16 protein-coding genes are annotated in these 18137 nt (G+C 43.8%); 11 read left to right on the top strand and 5 right to left on the bottom strand.

All coding sequences use genetic code 11. The features are described from left to right. The first annotated feature begins 278 nt into the window (after window positions 1-278). The 9 genes from OPS28_RS14270 (at window position 279) to OPS28_RS14230 (ending at window position 11719) form a co-directional block, all read left to right on the top strand. Complete coding sequence (locus OPS28_RS14270) at window positions 279-932, top strand: TIGR02466 family protein (protein ID WP_265610141.1); 654 nt, start codon at window positions 279-281, stop codon at window positions 930-932. 231 nt (window positions 933-1163) lie between these two features. Further along, complete coding sequence (locus OPS28_RS14265) at window positions 1164-1973, top strand: PEP-CTERM sorting domain-containing protein (protein WP_265610140.1); 810 nt, start codon at window positions 1164-1166, stop codon at window positions 1971-1973. Window positions 1974-2753: 780 nt separating this feature from the next. After that, on the top strand, window positions 2754-2882 hold the full coding sequence (locus OPS28_RS14260) for a hypothetical protein (protein ID WP_265610139.1): 129 nt from the start codon (window positions 2754-2756) through the stop codon (window positions 2880-2882). A gap of 108 nt (window positions 2883-2990) precedes the next feature. Then, on the top strand, window positions 2991-3383 hold the full coding sequence (locus OPS28_RS14255; RefSeq protein ID WP_265610138.1) for a response regulator: 393 nt from the start codon (window positions 2991-2993) through the stop codon (window positions 3381-3383). Between the two features lie 502 nt (window positions 3384-3885). After that, window positions 3886-6864, top strand: coding sequence for a TonB-dependent receptor (locus OPS28_RS14250; RefSeq protein WP_265610137.1), 2979 nt, complete (start codon window positions 3886-3888; stop codon window positions 6862-6864). A gap of 77 nt (window positions 6865-6941) precedes the next feature. Next, window positions 6942-8480 (top strand): tryptophan halogenase family protein, encoded by a 1539-nt coding sequence (locus OPS28_RS14245; RefSeq protein WP_265610136.1) that lies wholly within the window; start codon window positions 6942-6944, stop codon window positions 8478-8480. 8 nt (window positions 8481-8488) lie between these two features. Then, entirely contained in the window at window positions 8489-9199 is a 711-nt protein-coding gene (locus OPS28_RS14240) for a SapC family protein (RefSeq protein ID WP_265610135.1), read from the top strand. 5 nt (window positions 9200-9204) lie between these two features. After that, complete coding sequence (locus tag OPS28_RS14235) at window positions 9205-10194, top strand: cupin-like domain-containing protein (protein ID WP_265610134.1); 990 nt, start codon at window positions 9205-9207, stop codon at window positions 10192-10194. Window positions 10195-10216: 22 nt separating this feature from the next. Continuing rightward, entirely contained in the window at window positions 10217-11719 is a 1503-nt protein-coding gene (locus OPS28_RS14230) for a tryptophan halogenase family protein (RefSeq protein WP_265610133.1), read from the top strand. A gap of 46 nt (window positions 11720-11765) precedes the next feature. Here OPS28_RS14230 and OPS28_RS14225 read toward each other — a convergent pair whose 3' ends face one another. From OPS28_RS14225 to OPS28_RS14215, 3 genes are read right to left on the bottom strand one after another with little or no spacing between them, the layout of a single operon-like run. Next, window positions 11766-11978 carry a hypothetical protein gene (locus OPS28_RS14225; protein ID WP_265610132.1) on the bottom strand — a complete coding sequence of 71 codons (213 nt, stop codon included), beginning with the start codon at window positions 11976-11978 and terminating at the stop codon, window positions 11766-11768. A gap of 47 nt (window positions 11979-12025) precedes the next feature. Beyond that, on the bottom strand, window positions 12026-12199 hold the full coding sequence (locus OPS28_RS14220; RefSeq protein WP_265610131.1) for a hypothetical protein: 174 nt from the start codon (window positions 12197-12199) through the stop codon (window positions 12026-12028). Window positions 12200-12208: 9 nt separating this feature from the next. After that, window positions 12209-12337, bottom strand: coding sequence for a hypothetical protein (locus OPS28_RS14215; protein WP_265610130.1), 129 nt, complete (start codon window positions 12335-12337; stop codon window positions 12209-12211). Between the two features lie 482 nt (window positions 12338-12819). On the opposite strand from OPS28_RS14215, the gene OPS28_RS14210 reads away from it, so the two are divergent. Together OPS28_RS14210 and OPS28_RS14205 are read left to right on the top strand one after the other, a co-directional pair. Continuing rightward, a complete protein-coding gene (locus tag OPS28_RS14210; RefSeq protein ID WP_265610129.1) occupies window positions 12820-14190 on the top strand; it encodes a Na+/H+ antiporter NhaC family protein in 1371 nt (456 codons plus the stop codon). Window positions 14191-14778: 588 nt separating this feature from the next. Next, window positions 14779-15624, top strand: a complete 846-nt coding sequence (locus OPS28_RS14205; protein WP_265610128.1) for a MurR/RpiR family transcriptional regulator — start codon at window positions 14779-14781, stop codon at window positions 15622-15624. 7 nt (window positions 15625-15631) lie between these two features. Here the strand turns inward: OPS28_RS14205 and murQ are convergent, their stop codons facing one another. Further along, complete coding sequence (murQ, locus tag OPS28_RS14200) at window positions 15632-16549, bottom strand: N-acetylmuramic acid 6-phosphate etherase (RefSeq protein WP_265610127.1); 918 nt, start codon at window positions 16547-16549, stop codon at window positions 15632-15634. Between the two features lie 9 nt (window positions 16550-16558). Beyond that, a complete protein-coding gene (locus tag OPS28_RS14195) occupies window positions 16559-18121 on the bottom strand; it encodes a serine hydrolase domain-containing protein (protein WP_265610126.1) in 1563 nt (520 codons plus the stop codon). Window positions 18122-18137 lie beyond the last annotated feature (16 nt).

Below are 18137 nucleotides of genomic sequence, written 5' to 3'. Positions count from 1 at the left end.
GTCATCTTCAACAAAGCTTTAAGACCGTCCACCCTTTAGTTGTAAATAATAAGAAGTAAGAAGTAAGAAGTAAGAAGTAAGTAATAAATAAGAAGTTTAGCTTATTTTTTAGGCTTCAAAGGCTCCTAACCAATTTGACTAAGCCTAACCTTTAATTTACAACTAGCCACTATTTAACTTTTTACTTTTTACCTTTTTACTTTTTACTTTTTATCTTTTTAGTATTGTGTAATGGCATAGTTAATTTGGCCACTACATTGACCCAGCGGAACTATTAAATGAATAACAATAACGAAGCGCAACTCGAGCTGTCTGACCATATGGCGATGATATTTTCTACTCCTCTCGTTGCTTATAATTGGCCCGACAGTGAGAACCTCAATCGGGAGTTAACCCAGGAAATACTAAAACGGGAGGCTTCGTCTAAAGGAGTACAAAAATCAAATATTGGTGGCTGGCATTCGGAGCCTGATTTTTTTCGATGGAAGGCTCCTTGTATAAATAAGCTGTTTAAACGTGTTAACCAGATTACAGTTAGCTTAACCCAGAGCATTTCACTAAGCGAAGGTAAGCCTCGGCGTTTTAAATTTAAATTTGACGCGTGGGCGAATGTAAACCGGGACCGCGGTTATAATACCCCGCATAATCATCCAAACTGTCTATGGTCAGGAGTTTATTATATTGCACGGGGGAATCCGACAGCTAACGGAGACTCACGCAACGGTAAGTTAGAATTGTTAGATCCTCGAGCGGGCGCGAACATGGCTTATCTAAAAAATACAATCCTGGAATCACGTTATGTTATAGATCCTATACCGGGATTGATGGTTGTATTTCCAAGTTGGCTTACCCATCAGGTACATCCGTTTCACGGCTCCGGTGAACGAATCTCAGTGGCCTTTAATGTGATTGTTGAAGAAGAGTTGTACTAATTCAACGTAGCATAGCCTGGCAGGTCGGTTTGTCAGCTATTTTTACACTAGTAAGTATCCTGATATAAATGTATTAGCGCCTAGCACACCATTGTGTCAGCTATTTTTACACTAGCAAGTGTCCTGATCTTACAAAATTCATGCAAGTTACTGATTTTTGGTAATTGAAAAATATGGTGTGGATCTTGCTAATGATACGCGTCAAGTAAATTCTAATTAATGGAGCCTCTCATGCCTGGAGCGAATAAAAATAATCTGAAGTCGTTATGTATATTACCGGGAGTTACAGCTATTTTAGGTAGCGTTCAGCCTGCCGTAGCTGATGTTATTACCACATCAACTATCTACAATAGCGTGAGTATCTATGACACCCAAAGCGGTCCCAGCTTGGTTGCTGACAGTACAATCGGTTTTAATGGTGCTAGAACGACAACATCGAGCATTGAACAGTTTGATAGCCTTGGCGGAACGCGTATTTTAGAGGGAGTTGAACTGGTTATAAATAACTACCAGGAAGTAGCCGTTAGGGCTTACGCTGAGGCTACTTGTAATAATCGTAGTAGCAGTGGCTATACTTGTAACCTTTCTAGTTCGCCACTCAACGTTCTTTTTTTAGCGCAACTTGATTTTGGCTCTACCACTGAAGACCTCTTTTCAATCGATGCATCACGCTCGCTAAGTGGGTCGTGTGAGTTTACAGAAACTTGTACTGTGGAGGAGAGTGACGGTGGACTTGGGCTAGATCTGCCATCCACTTGGTCTGGAACTATTACAGACTCGGCGTTATTAGCCAAATTTATCGGCACTGGCACTTACGATTTTCAATCCTCTTTATTCACCTCTGGAGGCATTAGCGCATCGAGTTCTGGTGTAGAGGACGTAACAATTACAGATCTTGAAGGAAGCTTGTATGCTCACTGGTATTCGGAGACCACGGTTAACTATACTTTTTCGACTGTGGATGTACCAGAGCCGATGACGTGGCTGTTGTTTGCCAGCGGGCTTACTGGTTTCGGTATGAGTCGCAGAAAGAAAAAATAGAACTTCGTTTGGGGTTGTGGGTAACCGCACCCCAACTACCGTTTCAACACTGACCGTGCGGGCCTGGTTTTTCCCTTATGGCTTAGGTTGACTAAGCGTATAAGTAAACGCCGCCGACGGGAAGATTTCAATCGAAAAAAACTTGTACAAAAATGAACAGAAAGAAACGACGCGCTTCAGGTTAGTATTAAAAAAACCGACAAATCGCTATTTCTTGGCAATAACATCAACCATGTTGCGACATTTGGTATGTTTGTATTTCTACTCTTAAGCGCTACTAGGTCACAGGTGACGCTTTTTGTTACCTTCCCATCTGCGGATCCAGTGCAAATTCAGGCTATTTCTAATTGGCTTGGCCACTTTGCGTCCACTCACCTCCAAATTAAATCAATCTGAAAACATACTGTGACAAAGCTTTTCAACAGAATATTAAAGGGTAGTTGCGTAGGCGGCGTGGGTGGTATATTCAGAAGTATCAAGTATTTTGATGGCGCTTAAAAATAGTTCGGATAATCTGATTGAAGTAATGGCAACCATATGTGTAACGGAAGACGAGAGCAACAATACTACTCTTTTTCAGGCCCTCTATTAGATGTAGTTGAAGTTTCGATTAAGGCTTCTAATAGTATCAATCAAAGCAAAATTTTCTCACCCGCCATCTATCTATTACATCTCACCCTTTTTTAACAACGTATTGCACGATGGGATAACACACGCCATTCGTTAACCCTTACCTGAACGCTCACCAGAAATATACGCAGTAACAGAATATCTAGCAAAGTGTTTTTATTAACTATAGACGGCAATGGTATTGGCATGGATAAAAGCCAAAAAGAAAACGTACCTGGTCCGTTGGAGTCCGTAATTCTGCAAGCAGGTGAAGTGAGAGTGGTGTATTATATGATTTAGTTTCAAGTGGAATTGTATGGAAGAGATATCGGCTTCACACGTAAACCCGTGTCAGCACCCGGTTAGTTATAGAGCTACCTTATATCTAAAGAGAGTCAGATAAATAGTATGCGAAGTTTTCAAGATGTATTGTGTATTGATGACGACGATGAGTATAACTTTCTCACTCAAGAAGCGTTTTACGATTACAACTATACCGGTAAGCTCACTTTTATGAGAAGTGCCGAAGAGGCGCTTGAATATCTAGCGGGTGTGAAATCTTTCCCCGATATCATCATTCTTGATATAAATATGCCCAGATTGAACGGATGGGATTTTCTCGAAAAATATGAGGCCAATGCGTTTCATCACCATTTTGAGTCGTTAATTTTTATGCATTCCTCTTCCGTTTTTGAACCAGATAAAGAGCGCGCGGCTCGGTTTGCATGTGTTAAAGGGTTCATTGATAAGCCGATCCTGCTGGAGGATCTAGAACGTATCACAAAGACCTATTTTAGCTAAGGTTCCATTGGTAAATGAGGTGTCGTGGATATTCGTGCCTAGGTAAAAATTAAAAGTTATTAACATTTGTGTAACCATGAATCCAGCTGCAGGGTTCAAATTTATATTTTCCTTGAAGAGCACGCGCCTAGTTCTTCACAAGCGTAAGAACAAAAAACATCAAATTTTCAGTAGGTTATTTTACAACTTACTTCGCCCTCTTTAAATTTAACAAAAAAAAAACACTTGCATCACAAAAGGGAAAATATTAAATTAAAAAATGTAAGCGTTTACAAAATGTATTCTTACCGTCTGGCTGCATCAAAAAAGTATGTTTAGGCTATGCTTAACATAGTGCCAGGAAACGAAGCTCGAAAAACTTCTCAAATCCGCGTATCGACGATACGCGGATGAGGTTTTTTAAAATATGAAAGCGCATACAAATTGCGATTTTCGCATACGTGTAAATGTTTAATATAGTAGAAGTATTGGCAACTAGATGCAGCGGCATCAGGGGACACACATGAAACGAAACTTATTTAGAAAAACTAGAATTGCTACCAGTATGTCGTTGTTGCTAGGTGCGACGATGCATAGTGCAATAGCGCAAGAAGCGACCGCGGACGCCGACGATAACATGGTTGAAGTAATCGAAGTATCCGGTATTCGGGGCTCGGTGATTCGTTCGATGGATATTAAACGCTCTTCTCAAGGTATTGTCGATGCGATATCTGCAGAGGAAATGGGTAAATTTCCAGATACTAACTTGGCCGAATCATTGCAACGTATCACTGGGGTTTCGATTGATCGCCAGAACGGTGAAGGGAGTAAAGTTACTGTTCGTGGGTTCGGCCCTGATTATAACCTAGTGTTGCTGAATGGCAGACACATGCCAGCTTCGTCATTAGAAGCGACGTCAGCCTCTACTTCTCGTTCGTTTGATTTTGCTAACATTGCTTCTGAAGGGATTGCGGGGGTTGAGCTGTATAAAACAGGCAAAGCGCACGTTCCAACTGGTGGTATGGGCGCAACGATTAATATACTTACCACCAAACCATTAAACTCTCCTGGTTTAAAAGCGACTTTTGGTGTTAAAGGCGTTATCGATGAATCTTCTGACAAAGGTGATTCTATCACACCTGAATTATCTGCTTTGTATAGTAATACGTTCGCAGATGATACTTTTGGTGTGGCTATATCTGGGTCGTATCAAAAGCGTGATAGTGGATATGCACAGGCCAATACGGGCGGGTGGAGAACCTACCCTGGAACGGTGAACGGTTTTGACTGGGCAGGAGGTAATGCAGATTGGGGAGGTTTAATCCCAGACGGTGATGCAGCCACTGCTTACCAAAATTATCCGGATCCAAGTGATATCTATAGCGTTCCACAAAGCGTGGGCTACAATTTCCACGAAATTGAGCGTGTAAGAACAAATGGCCAGTTGACGCTTCAGTATCGTCCGGTCGATGGTTTAACCGCTACGTTAGATTATACGTATGCAAAAAATGATGTGGACGATCGTTACAATGATGTATCCGCATGGTACAACTTTGGCCCTTCGCGCGCAGAATTTACAGATGGACCGGTGGTCGCGCCGATTGTATACACTGAAGCCTTTGGAGAACCAGGTGACTTGGCGATGGGCGCGGGTCAGTTTTCAACGGTTAATGAAAATAAATCACTTGGCTTAAATATTGAGTGGGAAGTGAATGATAATCTTGAACTCGTGTTCGACATTCATGACTCTTCAGCAGATTCTCTGCCCAACAGTCCATACGGCAGCAATAATGTCATTGGTACGGCTACGTGGGTGCGGTCTGTTACCACTACTAACTTTAGTGGGGACTTCCCTGTACTCGATATCACTTATCCAACGGGGCAAGACAGCATTCGCGCTCGTGACGTTCGCGTGACGGGGAGCTCCTTCAGAAACAGCCAGATGCGTAGTGATATTCAACAGGCGCAGTTAAGTGGTAGCTACACGTTCGATAGGGGCGTTATTGAAAGTGTTGATTTTGGTGTAAGTAGTTCAGAAATGAAGAACCGCTCAGCGTTTTCAAATGTACAACAGGATAACTGGGGTGGAATAGGGGAAGCTGGCGATATCGACCCTTCAGCTTTCACAAGAGAAACTATCGGGGATAAGTTTGATGCCGGTGCTAGCGGCGATCCAGCGCTCCAGCATGAATTTTTCACCTGGGACTTTAATACTATTCGCGCGATTGCAGACCAAACCTACGGCGGTCTGGGATCGGTAGGTGATTGTGGCACATCATTCTGTGCTTCTTCCGATATGACGACTGACCGTCGTACAAAAGAAGAAATCAATGCCGCATACGTGCAAATGAATTTGTCTGGTGATTTAGGTGAGATGCCTTATCGTCTTTCGGTTGGCGCTCGTTACGAAGAAACAGATGTTACTTCTAGAGCGTTAGTTCCTACATATAGTAATATTGCGTGGGCAGGTGACAACGAGTTCACCCTAATTGGCACAGGCACCCAAGAATTTACCGAATTAACTGGTAGCTATGATAATTTCTTACCAGCCATAGATTTTAACTTGGACCTTACCGATGATTTGATGCTGCGCGCATCATGGGGTAAAACCATGGCTCGTCCAGGATACGGTGACATACAAGGTGGGCAAACGTTGAACCCACTGGTGAGAATCAATGGCGGGTCAGGCGCCCGTGGTAACCCAGGGCTTGAGCCATTTGAATCGACTAACTTCGATTTGGCATTAGAGTGGTATTACGGGGAAGGAAGTTACGCCTCGGTAGGTTACTTCAAAAAAGAAGGGGTTAACTTTGTAAATACTGGTATTGTTCAAGAGCAAACTTTTGGATTGCCTCACCCAGCGCAAGGGGCACGTTATGATGAAGCAGTTGCCACGTTAGGTTCTGGTGCCACGACAGGGGAAATCAGACAATATATAATTGATAATTACCCAGACACTGTAGATGCGAATGGCTTCATCCTAGGGGTTCCTGGTGAAGATAATGTAGCTACTTTTGATATTTCTATCCCTGTTAACCAAGACGAAGCAAGTACAGATGGGTGGGAACTCGCAGTTCAACACTTATTCGGTGAGTCGGGCTTCGGTATAATCGCGAATGCAACTATAGTTGATTCTGATCTTGAATATGACGTCACACAGTTAGAAGGTCAGGGTGGTCTACTTGGTGTAAGTGATTCCGCTAACTTAATCGGTTTCTACGATAAAGATGGCATCCAAATGAGAATTGCTTATAACTGGCGTGACAAGTTCTTAGCTTCCACCGTAAACGGGCTGGGCCTGCTAAATCCGGTCTTTGTTGAGGAATACGGTCAATGGGACATCAATGCTAGCTATGACTTCAATAAAAATTTAACATTCTTTGTTGAAGCGTTAAATATAACTGATGAAGCCGTGCGTGCTCATGAGCGTTCAGAGCTGCAGTTAGTTAGTTACACTGAAACGGGCCCTCGTTACAACATAGGTGCACGTTATACCTTCTAATTACCCGTTCTGATAATAACGAAGTAGCCATCATCTGATGGCTACTTTTTATCACTGCAACGTTGTAAAGTAGTTTAATGAATACTTCTGTGAAAAAGATTCTCATTGTTGGTGGCGGTTCCGCGGGTTGGTTGACGGCTGGACTACTGGCGGCAGACTATCGTTTTGACAAAAGTGTTCAAATTACCCTAGTTGAATCACCAAATGTGAAGCACATTGGGGTAGGCGAAGGGACTTGGCCTTCGATGCGCAGCACTCTCGAGCGCATCGGCATAAGAGAAACTGATTTTATCCGCAAATGTAACGCTAGCTTTAAGCAAGGCTCCTGGTTTCACGCTTGGCGAGTAAATAATAAAACCGATCACTATCATCACCCCTTTACCGTGCCTGTGGCGGCTTCCGAGTTTGATATAGCGCCTCATTGGTTTTCTCATAGCGCGAACGTCCCCTTCGCACATGCCGTATCGGCACAACCCGCGATGATTGAAGCAGGTCTTGCACCAAAACAGATTACAACTCCTGAATACGCATTCGTAAACAATTACGGCTACCACCTTGATGCAGGTAATTTTGTGACGCTATTACAGCGTCATGCGGTAACTGAATTAGGCGTCGAACACGTTCTCGATGACGTTGTAGGAGTTGAGGGAGAAGTCGAACAGCCGATTAAAGCCATCCACACTAGCAAAAGCAGAAGAATAGAAGCTGACCTCTTTATCGATTGCACGGGATTCGCCTCCTTATTACTTGGCAAGCATTACAATGTTAAATTCCAAGAACAAGGTCATATCTTATTTAACGACGCAGCGTTAGCTGCGCAAGTAAATTACGAGAACAGTGACGCACAAATTGCTTCTGCAACCCTCTCCACCGCCCAGTCGAATGGTTGGATTTGGGATATCGGCCTACAGACACGCAGGGGCATTGGGCATGTTTATTCTTCAGCGCATACTTCCGATGCGGAAGCCGAGCGCGAGTTGCGTGAATATATCGGCAACGACAAGGCTAATGTCGAGATGCGCAAAATCCCTATCCGACCAGGCTACCGAGAATCTTTTTGGAGGCACAATTGTGTGGCAGTAGGTATGGCGGCGGGCTTTATCGAACCACTAGAAGCGTCAGCATTAGTAATGGTCGAACTCGCGGCTAAATATATCAGCGAACAACTTCCCGCTAATACCCAACAAATGGCGATTACAGCTAAGCGATACAACGATACATTTACTTATCGCTGGCAGCGAATTATAGACTTTCTCAAGCTACACTATGTGTTGTCCGAGCGTAACGATTCTCAATATTGGCGTGATAACCGAAACGAAAACTCAATTCCACAATCGCTTAAAGAGATGCTGGAAATGTGGCGACATCACACACCAAGTCGTTATGATGTGCCGGTGGCGGAGGAGCTTTTTCCCGCGGCTAGCTATCAGTACGTGTTATATGGCATGAACAAGCTTCCGTTCGGTGGTATGCGATCGATTAGTCAGCGCTATCAGCACCAAGCTATGCAGCATTTTCAACAAAATGCTGTTCGAAAACAAAAACTTAAAACGGGACTTCCGACAAACCGAGAACTACTTAATCAAATCCAGTCCCATGGAATGCAAACAATTTAGGGTATCATATGTCAACAGTAGAAAGATTAAATAACGTTAGCCATAAAGATTTGAAAATTAACACTGCTCGTAGTGCAGAGTTAGGCGACAACGTAATGTTCTCACTGACTTTTCCACGTGAATTTCGCTCTGCTCAGGCATACTACCCAATTGTTTTTCACAAAGATGCAGATAGTGGCCAGTTTTATCCGGTTATACTGTTTGGGTTTCAACAGCAAGAAAATCTGTTTTTAAATGATGAGGGTTGGGACGCGGATTATGTTCCGATTAATGTTTCACGACAGCCGTTTTCGATTGGCTTACAGGATGGCCAGCGGGTGGTTAACATAGATACTGACAGTCCAAGGGTCAATGCGGATAAAGGCGAAGCGCTTTTCTTAGAGTTTGGTGGTAATGCGCCATATTTAGAAAAAGTCAGCGGTATGCTCGAAGCATTACATCATGGGGTGGAAGAAAATAAAGCATTTGTGGATTGTCTTTTACACCTTAAACTGATCGAGTCCTTCACTTTAGACGTGACATTGAACAATGGTTCACAACATCAGTTAATAGGGTTTTATACCATTAACGAAGACACGCTAGATGCACTCAGTGACGAAGAATGGGCGGAACTAAGAAAGTCGGGTTTTCTAACGCCAATCTATATGATGCTGGCCTCACAATCACAATTTTCTGCACTTGTTAACCGCAAAAATAAGCGTTTGAATATTGCCGAATGATAAATGTGGATAAAAAAGTAGATGAACGTGTTTGGAAAAAGGGGGATCAACCTGATCTGACTACGTTGTTAAGTACCCAGCCAGTAGTATTGCGCGGTATCGCAAATGATTGGCCTTTAGTGAAGGCTGCACGTGCTGGAAACGCAGCTTTTTTATCCCAACTCGACACCTATTACAGCGGGGAACCGATTGTTGTTTATGAAGGCAATGATGCGGCGGATAATCGGGTTTTCTATAACGAAGATATGTCTGGCTTTAACTTTACGCCGGTACAAATCGATTTCCCTTCCTTTTGCAAAAGACTAGAAAAGCAGAAAAAGTTACTCTATATGGGCTCTACAATGGTAGACCGTTGGTTTCCCCATTTTCGCCAGGAGAACATCATGAACCTGGAGGGGATAGACCCGCTAGTAAGTTTGTGGTTGGGTAATCAAAGTCGTATTGCAGCCCATTGCGATTTTCCACAAAACCTGGCGATAGTGGTGGCCGGAAAACGACGCTTCACTTTATTTCCCCCTGATCAGCAGAAAAACCTTTACATTGGCCCATTGGATTTTACACCAGCGGGACAAGCGATAAGTTTGGTAGATTTTCACTCACCCGACTTAACCCGCTTTCCACGTTTTCCGGAAGCATTAAAGCATGCGTACGTTGCTGAGCTAGAACCAGGGGATGGTATAGTCATTCCGAGCATGTGGTGGCACCACGTAGAAGGACTGAGTCAAATCAACGGCTTAGTAAACTACTGGTGGCGGACAAGTCCTGCTTATCTTGGCAATCCCACGCTGGCTTTGAAACATGCCATCTTGTCTATCGCACAGTTACCTGAGGAACAAAAACAGGCGTGGAGGCATCAGTTCTCTCAATACGTGTTTAACGACCGCGAGCAGACCTGCTCACATATTCCTGATAGTAAACGTGGGATTACGGGACAAATCGATGAACTTAAGGCTCGTCAACTGCGTGCCGAATTACTTAACAAACTCAACCGATAACTAAAGTTGGAGATAAATACTCATGCAACCCCAACCAATTAAACGTGTAGTCATTGCTGGAGGTGGCACCGCAGGCTGGATGTGTGCCGCTTCATTGGCCAAGTTAATGGGGAAGAACCTTGAGATCCAGTTAGTTGAGTCTGATGCGATCGGAACGGTAGGCGTGGGTGAAGCAACCATACCTCCCTTACTTACCTTGCATAAGTTACTAGGAATTAATGAACAAGAATTCATGGCTGCTACCCAAGCTACGTTCAAACTCGGAATTGATTTTGAAAACTGGAAGAATGTAGATGAAAGTTACATCCATTCCTTTGGCACGACCGGCCAAGACCATTGGGCCGCGGGCTTTCAGCACTTCTGGCTGAGAGGGCAACAAATGGGGTTAGCAAAAGAGTACGGTGTTTATTGCGCAGAATTTTTAGCTGCGCAGCAAAATAAATTTGCCGTACTTCCGAATATGGGGTTGAACTATGCGTTTCATCTGGATGCAACGCTTTACGCTAAATTTTTGCGGGAAATAGCCCAAAAGCATGGAGCGAACAGAACTGAAGGAAAAATCGATCACGTCGAGTTGTGCAAACATTCAGGATATATCAAAGCATTAAGGCTTGAGTCGGGTCAGGTTATCGAAGGGGATTTGTTCATTGATTGCACGGGTTTTCGCGCATTATTAATAGAAGAAACATTGCATACCGGTTACGACGACTGGACGCATTGGCTTCCATGTGATCGCGCGATTGCAGTACAAACTCAAGCCGTCGAGACACCTCGCCCTTACACCCGTTCAATTGCCCACCCCTCAGGCTGGCAATGGCGCATTCCGTTGCAGCACCGAGTAGGTAACGGCCTGGTTTATTGTAGCCGCTATTTAAATGACGAGGATGCTAAAGAACTGTTGCTGAACAATGTGGAAGGGGAGGTACTTACCGACCCTCGTGTAATCCGCTTCCGAACGGGGCAGCGGCGTTCTCACTGGAATAAAAACTGTATCGCTATCGGGTTATCCAGTGGGTTTATAGAACCTCTGGAGTCTACAAGTATTCACCTTATTCAACGTGGTATTGTTAGATTAATGCAAATGTTCCCCGCAAACGGAATAGTGCAGGCCGACGTGAATGAATTTAATGCGCAAACAGAACATGAAGTTAAAAATATCCGTGACTTCATTATCTTGCACTACCATGTAACTCAGCGCGAGGATTCAGCTTTCTGGCGCTATTGTAAAAATATGCCCATTCCAGATTCACTAAAACATCGGTTAGCGCTTTTTAAACAAACGGGAAGGGTGTTTAAAGTGCCCAATGAACTATTCGGCGAAAACTCCTGGGTACAAGTTATGTTAGGACAGGGTCTTGTACCAGAAAGTCATCATCCTATAGCAGATTTGATGAATGAGAAGGAAATGGAACATTTTCTATCGCAGATAGAGCAGCAGAATGTACGTAAAGTAAGTCAGTTACCCTCTCATTATGAATTTTTACAACATTATTGTCCTTCTCAGTCTCCTAATAATGCAAAGTAATATAAGGTTGTTATACGCTTTCAGGAATAAAGCTGGCTTTTCAGCTTTATGAATATTCATGTGGCTCTTTTTCGGCTTTTGCGGATTTGGTAGCGTTGGATTGGTCGTTCAATTCAGCAAAAATTAAAAACAGTAAGCCAGTTTGTAGACTGTCTTTAAACGAAGAGAGATGATCCGGAAAAAAAATCTGCCAACAGCTATCAAGAAAGAAAAGCGCGGCAGATATTCGAAGTAGAGTTTTAATATTCACGAATTGCATACTTTTTACCTTTTAAAAGAGGCTATCGATGTAGCCTCAACATTACCCTATGGAAGCCGATAATTCATATTGGTATTTCCATATTGGCGATAGATTGAATCGTTAGCGTTTGCTACTTCAGCAAAGAATCTGCCCAAATCGTAAAATAATCCCGCGCCCGTTATTGCGTCTAGCTCACTTGCGTTAAGCTCTTGAACTTCAGATACATTTATAGTTTCCATAAAACTTCCTTATCTTCTGTGAGCAGCATAGCCTTGATAAAATTCGTAGGCTGCCTCTGCTATTGCAATTCCCACAGCCACATGACCCCAGTATCCGCCAGAGATAAGTTCAGTTTCTTTTATAGATAATTCTTGCATACGATAAAACTCCTTTTTCAAATAGTGACCTCATTGGTCGTGAGAAAATTTAGCAAAAAGATACTTATCTCACTACTGTACGACTAGCTAGTTTTTGTAAAAGAAAAAATATGGCAATACAGGGGCTTAGTTTATATTAGAAGGGTATAACAGTTAGCGTTGTGTAAATTTTAATGGGCGGTGTGAAAAGGTTTACGTAGACGAGGCCGAGTTTGTGAATGAGAAATTAAAAGGGCCGTTTAGCGGTTGCAATGGGGCATTAAGTCAACGAGAATACGCTGCAATGCTGGCTCTAGAAGCGAAATCAAGTCACTAATCTACTCCATTCGTACCGTTGGTGTGACGTCTGCAAAGGGGGTGGGGAAGCTGACAAAGGTGCTTGTATCGATGGCGGTTTCAAATGCAACTGTGAGTGATGTCAGTACAGACACCAATGTTGTCGAGGCAGCAGACTTTATAATAAATGGAGCTAATAATAACAAATGTCATGGGTTTCAGTTCTCCCTCCTTTAATTGCTATTGCCGTCGTGTTGTGGAAGAAGGAGGTTATTAGCGCTTTATTCGTTGCGTTAATGGCGTCTGAATTATTGCTCGTCATACAAGATAAAACATCTCTGCTGTTAACCTTTGTGTATACCATTGAGCGTGTGGTTGAAGTGGCGGCCTCACCAGGCAACGCTCGTATTCTCTTATTCAGTTTGGCTATTGGCGCAATATTGTCTTTTATCCGTGATTCAGGTGGCGTGTCGGCGACGGTTTCAAAGCTTATTTCGTCAGGTACGGCCAGTACGCCCAGACGTGCGGGGGGGCTTACCATGTTCACTGGGGTGGCTGTTTTCGTCGAATCTAACCTTAGCGTTTTAACGTCAGGGATACTCGCCAGAGGCTTATTCGATCGCTTCAAAATGAGTCGGGCTAGATTAGCATTTATCATCGATAGTACCTCGGCCCCTATCTGCATACTGATCCTGCTGAATGGGTGGGGCGCCTTTATTTTGGGGTTACTCAGTAATTATGATCTTGCTGAAAGCGGGGCGTCTATTTTATGGGGGTCAACGGTTTTCAATTTTTACGCTATTCTGGTGCTGCTATTGGTCGCAATGACAGTAGTAACAGGCAAAGTTTTTGGACCGATGAAGCAATCGGAAAAAAACTTATTGAGCAACGATGCCAATGTAGAAACCGGCCCTAAGCCCACCAAAGCGCGTTTTATGTTAATACCCTTAGCTACACTGGTGTTTGGCATGGTTGGTTTTATGTTCTGGACTGGCAACGGGGTATTGGCTGAAGGCAGTGGTTCAAAATCTGTTCTGTATGCTACCGTGTTAAGTATTTTCACGTGTTTTATACTTTCAGTTCTCCATCGAAAATACTCTACCAGAGAATTTGTGGGGGTAGCATTCAAAGGCATTGGTGAACTGGTTCCTCTGGTGACTATCGTATTGTTTTCTCTTTGCCTGGGGGCCAGTTTGAAAGAACTTGGTACGGGTGAGTATGTTGCCAATATGGTGGGAAGTCATTTACCTGTATTTGCAATAGCGCCCGTGTTATTTCTAACTGGCGCCATTATTTCGTTTACCACGGGCACATCATGGGGAACATTTGCTATTCTAATCCCCATTGCAGTTCCTTTAATTCATACTACCGGACTACCGCCATCGTTTCTTGTTGCCGCTGTTTTAGGGGGCGGGGTATTCGGTGATCACTGTTCACCCATATCTGATACCACAGCTGTATCGGCGCTGGCGTCGGGCTGTGATTTACTCGAACACGTGAAAACCCAGTTACCCTACGCGTTAACTGCGGGGGCTGGCACACTTATTCTGTATGGTCTAGTTGGCGCTCTTATGTAAGGTTTTACGTATTTCTGTTTTCTAGGTGTCGGCAGGCTTTAATTGAATAAGGGTTTGCTGGCTTGCAGCTAATACGGTTGTTACGAAAAGTTATACAGGACTCTACGCCTTTTTGTCACCGCTAATCAATTAGCGAACGATTTGCAGCATGAATATAAGGGTCAATTGTTTTAGTGGGGCTTTCATACCAAGGACATTTACTGCGCACTGGGTATTGGTTCTGCCCGTTATCAGACTATCAACGCATTCTCTGCTTGATAGGGAAGTACATTTCTATCTTTAAAGAATAAAACCAATCCCTTTAAAGGTGGTAGATTCGTAAATAGGGCATGATTGTCCGCTAATGGTCAAAATGTAACAGTGTTCAGTTGACAAATTACCTTTGCACGGTTCTCTGCCACACCCCGCCTAGCGTGGATGATGTATTTTTTGCAGAATGCACATTCGACTGCAATAGTTACCAAAACTAGTGCAACCAGCGCTTGCAGCATTTACACTCTTGACACAAACCTTGTTTAAAACGAATAGACGTAGAATGCAATGGGTGTTTGCAATAGCACTTCAACGCATAGCGAATAAAGGACTTTTATGTCAGCACTGATAAAGCTTCGTGCCATTCAACCTAATTTGTCGATCAGCGAAACCAAAATAGCCGCGTTTTTACTGGACAACCGAGAAAACGTACGCCAGTTTTCGTCACAAGAATTGGCGCGTCATGTCGGTGTGAGTCAATCCAGTATTGTTAAATTTTCCCAGAAGCTGGGGTACAAAGGCTACCCCGCGCTTAAGTTGGCCATAGTTGATGATTTAAATCGGGAAAACGAACAGTCCCGTTTGACTGGTCAAATATCACTTGATGATAGTATCGTGGCGGTGGCTGAAAAACTGTTAAACAGTAAAATTAACGTATTGAGTGAAACTATTCACCTTAACGAAGCGCCTACCTTGGATTCAGCAATCGATATACTGGTCAAAGCCCGTCGCACGTTGATTGTGGGTGTAGGAGGGTCGGCGCTTGTGGCGAAGGATTTTTCTTATAAAATGCAGAAGTTGGGATTAAATGCTATTGCTGAAACGGATGGTCATGCACAAATGGCGTTGGCTTCTACGTTAACTAACCAGGATGTGGTTGTGGCTATCAGTGAGTCTGGTGCTACGACCGAAATTGTTAAATTGGTAGAAGAAGTGAGCGGCAATAAGGTTAAGGTAATATCCATCACCAAGTACGGCGAAACCTCCGTGTCAGGTTATGCCGATATCAAACTTTATTCGGTGGCAGAAAGGGCGGGAGAAAGGCTTTCATCTATTCTCGCCAGAACCGCGCAAGAAATGGTAATAGATACCTTATTTATAGGTTTGACCCAAGCGTCGTCAGAGGGGCGCGCAATACTTGCCAATACCAATGCAAGAGTGAAGAGATTCAGGCAAGGTTAATTGCCAGCTACGGTTTTTCTACCGCTTTTCTCAAAAATCCGTTGGCGTGTTCTAACTTATTTTTTGCTTCCTTCGCTGTGCATTGGGTCAATAACATAAGAATGGCGACTTTCGCGTTATTGGCTGATTCTGAAAGGGCGTTTTCAGCGTCTTGTTGAGTGCACTGTGTCGCTTGCATTACAATACGCGTCGCTCTAGCAAGTAGCTTTTGATTGGTAGCGTTGACGTCTACCATCAAATTTTCGTAAGCCTTACCCAAGCGAATCATACTCGCGGTGCTGAGCATATTCAGAACCATCTTCTGAGCAGTGCCAGATTTCATCCGGGTGGAGCCAGTCAGACACTCAGGACCCACTTCGATGCAAATACCAATATCGGCAAGGGTGACGACGGGAGTGGCGGGGTTACAACTTAAACCGACCGTTTTCGCGCCTATTGATTTGGCGTATTTCAGCGCACCTATAACATAAGGTGTCCGACCGCTCGCCGCAATGCCTACCAGTACGTCCTTTTCGCTTAGATCAATTTGCTCACAGTCCTGTTCACCTTGTTTGGCATCGTCTTCCGCACCTTCTACCGCATGCTGAATTGCGCGTTCGCCGCCAGCAATAACGCCCTGTACAAGTGTATCGTCTACGCTAAACGTAGGCCGACATTCAACTGCATCAAGAATACCAAGCCTGCCGCTGGTACCCGCACCGATATAAATGAGCCGCCCTTGTTTTGATATGGAAGTAACAATGCAATCAACCGCTTTGGCAATGTTTGCGATCTCTAACTTTATAGCGTTTGCAACCAGTGCATCTTCTGCGTTTATTTTTTCCAATATAGCTTTTGAGTCAAGCATATCGATATCCATCGTATTCGGGTTGCGTCCTTCGGATACGAGTTGGTTTAGCTGTTCGAGTAGGTCTTTGGAAGCCATGCTATTCACCTATTTGGTTTTGATAAGTCTGAGATCATCAAAGTTGTAACTAAAATCAATAAATTCAGATACAGGCGTTAGCCGCATAACAGGCCGTCCAATATTTGTCGACGATATTGAAATAGCGACATCTGCATCCATTGACCTATCGTTCCATCTCACTATCAAATTTTCTGAAATATTTTCTACCCGGGGTGGATGGGATACGTATCCTACAAGCCTTTTCATCTTTACACTACTGACTTTTATTCGTTTTTCTTCCTGTTCAAAATGAATCTCGCCAAACCACGGGTCCCGATACTCTCCTAATAAAGATTTGGCGATATCCGAATCTGCATCTAGCCAGATATCTGAAGCAGGCACCGATAGTTCACGCGCGTTTTTTTCCGATGTCGGCTGAAGAACGGTGAGCCAGTCCGTGGTGGTATCGCCTAAAAAGGGTTTCATAATGGTGTACATCAATGTCCTTCTGGCTGCACTGGATTGTTGATTGGTCAGCACTATAATGCCGAGATTAAGCTCAGGAAAAAGCGTTGTTGCTGAATACATGCCCGCCAAACTTCCGGAATGGTGTACACGTAAATAGCCGTCGACATCATTAAGACGCCAACCTAACCCATACGCAGAGAAGTGTGTCCGATTGTATGTTTTATCGTAATTCGTGACGGGCATAATGGTGTGAGGTCTCGTCAAAGCCATGTACTGGGTTTTGCTGAACAGTGATTCCGATTGGTTAAATTTACCTTTATTGAGCATTAGTGCCAGCCACTTGAGCATGTCTCTGGCACTGCAATTCACGCCGCCAGCGGCCGCTGAAACATGAGGCTTCCCTTGATTTATTTGACGTACTGAATGCACTAATTCGCCATTAACAATGGTATAAGGTTTACTGACTAACGACAGTTGCTTTTTACCTGCTTGGCCGACAAAGCAGTTTTTCATGCTAAGCCGTTCAAATATACGGGTGTGAATGAAGGAATCCCACGATGTTTGTGTAATTGCGGGGACCAGTTCACCGGCAACGATGTACAGCAAGTTATCATAGGCGTAATCGGCTCGAAATTCGCCGTCTTGGCGTAAATAGCGCAAGTTATGGATTATTTCGCCACGACTGAAGCCTGAAGGTTCGGGCCACAGCATTAAATCTCCCGCGCCAAGCCCTAGGCCGCTGCGATGAGTAAGTAAGTCGATAATAGTGAATTCGTTGGTAACGTATTCGTTATATAGCTCGAAGTTAGGAATATGTTCTTTAACTTTATCTGACCACCTGAGTTTGCCTTCATCTACCAGCATAGCGAGCAAAGCGGTGGTCATGGCTTTGGTATTACTGCCTATTTTGAAAATAGTATCTGGGGTAACAGGTTGTTGTGTCTGAATGTCTGCTACACCAAATCCTTGTAACGCCAGAATCTCATTATTTCTAATGACGCCAATGGCAACGCCAGGTACATGATAAGCCGCCATAATGGCTCGAATCTGCTCTTCAGGTAGCGAATAGTCTTCCGCAGAAGGCGCAATTGAACGGGTGCACCCTATTAAAATGATAATGATAATGAAAAAGAGCAGTCTCATAGCTACGCTGGGTGTC

The organism is Alteromonas sp. ASW11-130, from assembly GCF_026183735.1.
In the GTDB taxonomy this organism is placed as follows: domain Bacteria; phylum Pseudomonadota; class Gammaproteobacteria; order Enterobacterales; family Alteromonadaceae; genus Alteromonas.
The sequence above is the reverse complement of the archived record's forward strand: the minus strand, read 5'-3'. Positions and strand labels throughout refer to the sequence as shown.